General features: G+C 40.6%; 4 protein-coding genes. All 4 read left to right on the plus strand.

From position 1 onward, the window contains the following. The first annotated feature begins 28 nt into the window (after nt 1-28). Nucleotides 29-1,543: a histidine ammonia-lyase gene (gene hutH, locus ACIQ1H_RS21795; RefSeq protein ID WP_228134342.1), complete on the plus strand. Its 1,515-nt coding sequence runs from the start codon at nt 29-31 to the stop codon at nt 1,541-1,543. A 19-nt stretch (nt 1,544-1,562) separates the two neighbouring features. Continuing rightward, nucleotides 1,563-3,233, plus strand: a complete 1,671-nt coding sequence (hutU, locus tag ACIQ1H_RS21800; protein WP_402891967.1) for a urocanate hydratase — start codon at nt 1,563-1,565, stop codon at nt 3,231-3,233. Next, complete coding sequence (gene hutI / locus ACIQ1H_RS21805) at nt 3,230-4,498, plus strand: imidazolonepropionase (protein ID WP_402891969.1); 1,269 nt, start codon at nt 3,230-3,232, stop codon at nt 4,496-4,498. The genes hutU and hutI overlap by 4 nt, the downstream gene beginning before the upstream one ends. Before the next feature lie 144 nt (nt 4,499-4,642). Continuing rightward, nucleotides 4,643-6,499 carry an SLC13 family permease gene (locus tag ACIQ1H_RS21810; RefSeq protein WP_402891971.1) on the plus strand — a complete coding sequence of 619 codons (1,857 nt, stop codon included), beginning with the start codon at nt 4,643-4,645 and terminating at the stop codon, nt 6,497-6,499. Nucleotides 6,500-7,189: the final 690 nt, after the last annotated feature.

Genomic DNA, 7,189 nt, shown 5'->3' on the forward strand with positions numbered 1-7,189 from the left:
TATGCTGTTAAGAATAGGGGGATATCGTATGCAAAAAATCATCGAACTTGATGGCAATACGTTAACAAGGCAACAAGTTGAGGAAATCGTGAGAGGTCAGGCAATGGTTGCGTTATGTGCTGAAAGTACGAAACGTGTTCAATTAAGCAGGGAACGGATTGAAAAGCGTTTAGCTGAAGGGCAAGTAATCTATGGCGTCAATACGGGGTTTGGCAAACTAAGTAATATACAAATTGAAGAATCAGATATTGAGTTATTACAGTTGAATTTATTGCGCTCAGATGCAACGGGTGTTGGAGAGCCACTTCCGACTGAGGTTGTGCGTGCCATGATGGTTTTACGTGCAAATGCATTAGCGCGTGGCTTTTCAGGTATTCGCCAAGAAACGTTGCAGCTATTATTAGACTGCATCAATAAAGGCGTACATCCTATCGTGCCGTCACAAGGCTCAGTTGGAGCAAGTGGAGATTTAGCGCCGCTATCACATTTAGCACTAGTGCTTGTAGGTGAAGGAAAAGCCGAGTTCAACGGGGAGCTGATGGCGGGTGGTGTCGCGTTACAAAATGCTGGTTTAACAGCTGTAAGGCTACAAGCGAAGGAAGGTTTAGCACTTGTAAACGGTACGCAAGCAATGACAGGAATTGGTGCTTTGACATTGAATGAAGCAGAGCGTATTGGGCTTGCGGCAGATATGGCAGCGAGTCTGTCGTTAGAGGCATTAAAAGGTATTACGAATGCATTTGATCCTGCACTTTTAGCTGTAAGACCACACCCAGAATTAGAGCTTGTAGGTGGGCGTATCCGGAAATGGCTTGATGGTAGTAAACGAGTGACGAAGCAGGGAGAAGTTCGGATGCAGGATGCGTATTCACTTCGATGTATTCCTCAAGTACATGGTGCTTCTTGGCAATCGTTTTTCTATGCCGAGCAGCGCGTACAAACAGAAATGAATGCTACAACAGACAATCCTATCGTTTTAGAAAATGGAGAAGTTGTATCGGGAGGTCATTTCCATGGTCAGCCAATAGCGTTAGCGATGGACTTTTTAAAAGTTGGGGTTAGTGAATGGGCTAATATTTCAGAACGACGCACAGAGCGTATGGTTAATCCGCAACTTAATGATGGTTTACCACCGTTTTTAGCAACGAATCCTGGTATTGAATGTGGACTTATGATTGCGCAATATACAGCGGCCTCTATTGTATCTGAAAATAAGGTGCTAGCTCATCCTTCAAGCGTGGATTCTATTCCAACTTCGGGGAATCAGGAAGATCATGTCAGCATGGGAACGACATCCGCTCGACAAGTGCGGCAAATTGTTCACAATGCTGCACGGGTGATTGCAATAGAAATGATTTGTGCTTCACAAGCTATTCATTTAGACAAGGCAGAAGAGCAATTATCACCAACAACAAGAGCGTATTTAGAAAAAGTGCGTCAATTCTGTCCGCCTTTATTAGCAGATCAACCTATCGGCGATGAGATTGAAGCGTTAGCGAAGTACTTATTGGCAAGTGATGATTTAGTTGTGTTAGCAAAATAAAAGCAAAGGGGATGGCAGTATGAAAACACCAACAACGATTCGTGCACCGAGAGGAACAACGCTCTCTTGTAAGGGCTGGACACAAGAGGCGGCAATGCGCATGCTGATGAATAATCTGGATCCTGAAGTTGCAGAAAATCCTGATGAGCTCATCGTATATGGAGGCATAGGTAAAGCAGCACGGAACTGGCAAAGCTACGAACAAATTATCGCCTCTTTAAAAGAATTAGAGAATGATGAAACACTGCTTATTCAATCAGGAAAGCCAGTAGCTGTCTTCCGTACACATGAACATGCACCACGTGTCTTAATAGCCAACTCTAACTTAGTGCCAGCATGGTCGAATTGGGAACATTTCTACGAGCTAGAGGACCGCGATTTAATGATGTATGGTCAGATGACGGCTGGTAGCTGGATTTATATTGGTGCTCAAGGGATTTTACAAGGAACATATTTATCTTTTGTGGAGGCTGGGAAGAAAGTGTTTGGTACCGCAGATTTACGCGGTAAATTCATTCTAACTGGCGGTATGGGTGGCATGAGTGGTGCACAGCCTTTAGCTGGAAAAATGGCTGGTGCAGTCATTTTAGTAGTAGAGGTGGAGCGTGCACGTATTGAACGCAAAATGAAAGAGGGTTACTGCGATTATCTTGTTGAGACAGTAGATGAGGCAATTGCATTAGTCAATAAATTGCGCAGTCAACAAGAGCCAGCGTCTATTGGTCTTGTCGGCAATTGTGCGGATATTAATCGAGAGCTACTAAATCGAGGGATAATTCCAGACTTTGTAACAGACCAAACATCTGCACATGATCCGATTAATGGTTATGTACCGAATGGGATGACTTTTGAAGAAGCGCTGGAATTACGTAAAAATGATGTGAAAACATATGAGCAAAAGGCGAAGGAAACGATGGCAGAGCATGTTCGTACAATGCTTGAATTTCAACAGGCGGGTGCGGAAGTATTTGATTATGGTAATAACATTCGAGCTTATGCGAAGGAGATGGGTGTCACGAATGCCTTTGACTTCCCAGGCTTTGTGCCAGCATATATTCGTCCTTTGTTCTGTGAGGGTAAAGGGCCATTCCGTTGGGCAGCCCTTTCTGGAAATCCAGAAGATATTTATAAAACAGATGCTTTAGCAAAAGAAATGTTTGCGGAAGATGAAGGGCTTGTCAATTGGATTGATATGGCGCAAAAAATGGTGAAATGGCAAGGGCTTCCTGCGCGTATTTGCTGGTTAGGCTATGGGGATCGTCATCGCTTTGCGTTGAAGGTTAATGAAATGGTAGCAAATGGTGAGTTGTCTGCTCCAATTGTTTTTGGTCGAGACCATTTAGATTCTGGCTCTGTGGCATCGCCAAATCGTGAAACAGAAGGAATGCTTGATGGCTCAGATGCTGTATCCGATTGGCCGATATTAAACGCACTTGTCAATACGGCGAGTGGGGCGAGCTGGGTAAGTGTCCATCATGGCGGAGGTGTAGGAATGGGGTATTCTCAGCACGCAGGTCAAGTACTTGTGGCGGATGGCTCCGCACTAGCAGCTGAGAAAATTGCACGCGTGTTAATTTCCGACCCAGGAATGGGGATTGTGCGTCATGCTGATGCAGGCTATAAAATTGCTATTGATACGGCAAAGAACAAAGGTGTCCGTATGCCAATGTTAAAGGATGATGTAAAATGACCATTTTGATTAAAAATGCGAATGAAGTCATTACGTTAAAAAGTGAGGTCCAAGGTCCTCGAATAAAAGAACAAATGAGAGCAATCGCTGTAATAGAGAATGGTAGTGTATTGTTACAAGAAAATCGTATAGTCGCTGTTGGTTCATATGAGCAGTTAGCAATCGATTTCCCACATTTAGTGGAGGAAGCTGATGTTATTGATGCCACTGGAAAGATTGTGATGCCTGGTTTAGTGGATTGTCATACACATTTAGTACATGGTGGTACACGTGAGCAGGAATTTAATATGCGACTTAACGGTTCCACATATATGGAGATTATGAATGCTGGAGGTGGCATTCATGCTACGACAAAGCGCACGCGAGAAACCAGTTTTGAAGCTTTATATGAAAAGACGATGCAGCATTTAGATGTATTTTTAAAGCATGGAGTGACAACTGTTGAGGCAAAATCGGGCTACGGTCTGGATTGGGAAACAGAAAAGAAGCAATTGGAGGTAGCGAAAAAGCTACAAGACACACATGCTGTAGACGTAATCAGTACCTTTATGGGTGCGCATGCGGTGCCACGCGATTTTAAAGGTCGTGAAGATGAATTTGTCGATGTTGTTATTCATGATATGTTGCCAAAAGTAGCACAACTAAAGCTCGCGGAATTTAACGATGTATTTTGTGAAAAAGGCGTATTTACTCCCGCACAATCCCGACGTATTTTAGAGGCTGGCAAAGCGCTTGGACTGACACCGAAAATTCATGCGGATGAAATAGAGCCTTATAATGGAGCGGAACTAGCTGCAGAAGTGGGAGCTATCTCGGCGGAGCATTTACTAGTAGCCTCTGATGAAGGAATACAAAGTATGGCTAAAGCTGGTACGATTGCGGTGTTGCTACCTGGAACAGCCTTTTTCTTACGTGCGCCATTTGCGAGAGGGCGTCTAATGATTGATGAAGGTGTACCTGTAGCAATATCAACAGACTTTAATCCAGGCTCATCACCGACCATGAGTTTGCCGTTTATTATGAATTTAGCTTGTATGCATATGGGTTTGACACTAGAGGAAGTGTTAACTGCTACGACAATTAATGCTGCGTATGCACTTAATAGAGGGCATGAAATTGGTTCACTTGAAGCGGGGAAACAAGGTGACGTTATTATATTAGATGTTGCTAATTATAAGCAATTACAATATTTTTATGGCATGAATCATACACATACCGTTATTAAAAAAGGGCAAGTCGTTGTACGTGATGGCATTTTATTATAAAAGTTAGAAGAATTAGATGCTTAATTAGCGTTAATTTGTATACATTTGAAAATTAAATATTACAGAAAAAGCATAAATAGGGAGAAATCCGTTATTTATGCTTTTTTTCGTATAGAATATAGTTGTTACTATAGATAGAAGGGAATGTTTAACGTGCAGCTTACATTAACATTTCTTATTTTAGGAATGACGATTTTTGCATTTATGACGAATCGAGTGCGTGCAGATTTTGTTGCTATCGTGTCACTCCTCGCATTTGTTATCGCTGATATTTTAACACCTGCAGAAGCTTTAGCGGGTTTTTCGAATTCAGTTGTTCTTATGATTGCGGGGCTTTTTGTTGTTGGCGCGGGTATATTGCGTACAGGTCTTGCAGCAATGGCTGGACAATTATTAATGAAATGGTCGGGGAATAGTGAGTTAAAGTTATTTGTATTGTTACTCATTATTGTTGGTTCTGTAGGTGCCTTTATGAGCAATACAGGGACAGTTGCATTGATGATGCCTATAGTTGTTAGTATTGCAATTAGTATGAAAGAAAGTCCGTCGAAGTTTTTACTTCCTCTTTCGTATGTAGCTAGTCTCTCAGGATTGATGACGTTAATTGCATCACCGCCAAATTTAATTGTCAGTCAACTCTTGGTTGATCGAGGCTATCAGAAGCTAGGTTTTTTTGAGGTGACACCTATTGGCATCGTTGGGATGATAGCGGGTATTATTTATTTAGTGCTCGTGCGCAATATATTGTTGCCGCATGACAAAAATAAAACACAAACTTCTACAGGCTATAAGCTTTCGCCTAAGAAAATTGTTAAACAATATGATTTAAACAATCGACTGTTTAAAATGTTTGTGCCTGAAGATTCTCCTATTATTGGCATATCATTAGCAGAGTTAAAGCTACCTGCAAAATACGCGCTCTGTATGATGAAAATTCATCGTAAATCACAGGACGGTATTAATTTACTCCCTATGACTTATCAGGAAATGGCGGGGCCAACAAGTGTTATCCATGCCCTAGATGAACTTTATGTACAAGGTGAGGAAGATGACATTGCTAGCTTGGCGGCAGATTATGGCTTAGTGATGCAGGAATTGACAGAGAATGAGGCGGATGAATTAGTAACGAAGCATTTAGGTATTGCGGAGGTACTTTTAACACCCAATTCTAGTTTTATTAACGAAACAGTCAGTTCACTTGGATTTCGCGAAAAGTACAATCTCAATATTATTGGTATTAACCATAGAGGTGGCTATAAGCTACAAGATATGGTTACGCATAAGTTGAAATTCGGAGACGCCATTTTAGTACAAGGTGCGTGGGACGAAATATTAGTACTTGCTAGAGAGACACAGGATGTTGTTGTTGTTGGTCAACCGAAGGAGCACGCGAGTGTTGCAGCAGCTACTGGTAAGGCGGGTATTGCAGGCGCAATTATGTTGATAATGATTGGATTGATGGCTTTTGAAGTATTTCCAGCCGTTATCTCTGTTATGATTGGAGCGGTTTTGATGATTATAACGGGCTGTTTGCGGAATATGGAGGATGCGTATAGCAATATGAATTTTGAAAGTATTGTGCTCGTCGCAGCGATGCTTCCAATGGCAACCGCATTAGAGAAAACAGGCGGAATGGTTATTTTATCAGATGGTATTATCGATGCTCTTGGTAGCTACGGTCCTTACGGGGTACTGATAGGGATATATATATTAACAGTAATTTTTGGCCAATTTATTAGTAATACAGCAACTGCTGTGTTATTCGCGCCAATTGCTATGAATGCAGCGATTGCAATGGATGCAAATCCTACAACATTTATGATTGGCGTAGCCGTAGCAGCGAGTATGGCGTTTGCCACGCCAATTGCCTCCCCAACAAATGCACTTGTAATGACGGCGGGTGGCTATAAATTTATGGATTTCGTAAAGATTGGCGTGCCGTTGCAAGTTGTTATGTTTATTGTGATGATGCTAGCAGTTCCATTCTTCTTTCCGTTTTAGAAGTTTTATATTTTGCTGAGTTGTAGATGTTAAATAATATTTGAATGGTTGCTTTCTGCCGTGGCTTGCACTATGCCGCGGTGGAAAGTAAATAGAAAATGTTAAAAATAAATGTGAAAATAAACTTAACAAAAAGGATATTCAAAACCTGTTATGTATAACTAGAGATGATTTTTATGTAAAAATCTTATATATATTGTGTAAGACGCCTCATTAACCTATGTAGTAAATGCATGCTTTCATATTGATTAGCAATATGAAAATATGAAAACATTTAAATAGGAAAGTTCTCATATAAAAATGGACTGGTAATAGCTTACTAATAAAGTTCTTATTATAAATTGATATTTTTTGTAGAAAAACACTTGCATAGAATGCAGAATCGTGATAAATTATTACTTGTCGCTAAGACGACTCAACATTAAGAACTACAAACTTATAATAGCACCACAAAAAGATGTTGACATCAACATTCTGAAGTGATAAGATATAAAAGTTGTCGCTTCTCGAAAGAGAAAAACAAATATAAAAAAGTTGTTGATAATGAAAATCAGAAATGTTATTATATAAAAGTTGCTGAAATTAAAAAGCAACGAAATGAACCTTGAAAACTGAACAAGCAAAACGTAATCAATATAGTTTTTAGTAGCTAACTTCGTTAGTGAACGAAACAAAATTTTGGACATCAAA

Source organism: Lysinibacillus sp. NPDC097279, assembly GCF_044761745.1.
GTDB lineage: Bacteria > Bacillota > Bacilli > Bacillales_A > Planococcaceae > Lysinibacillus.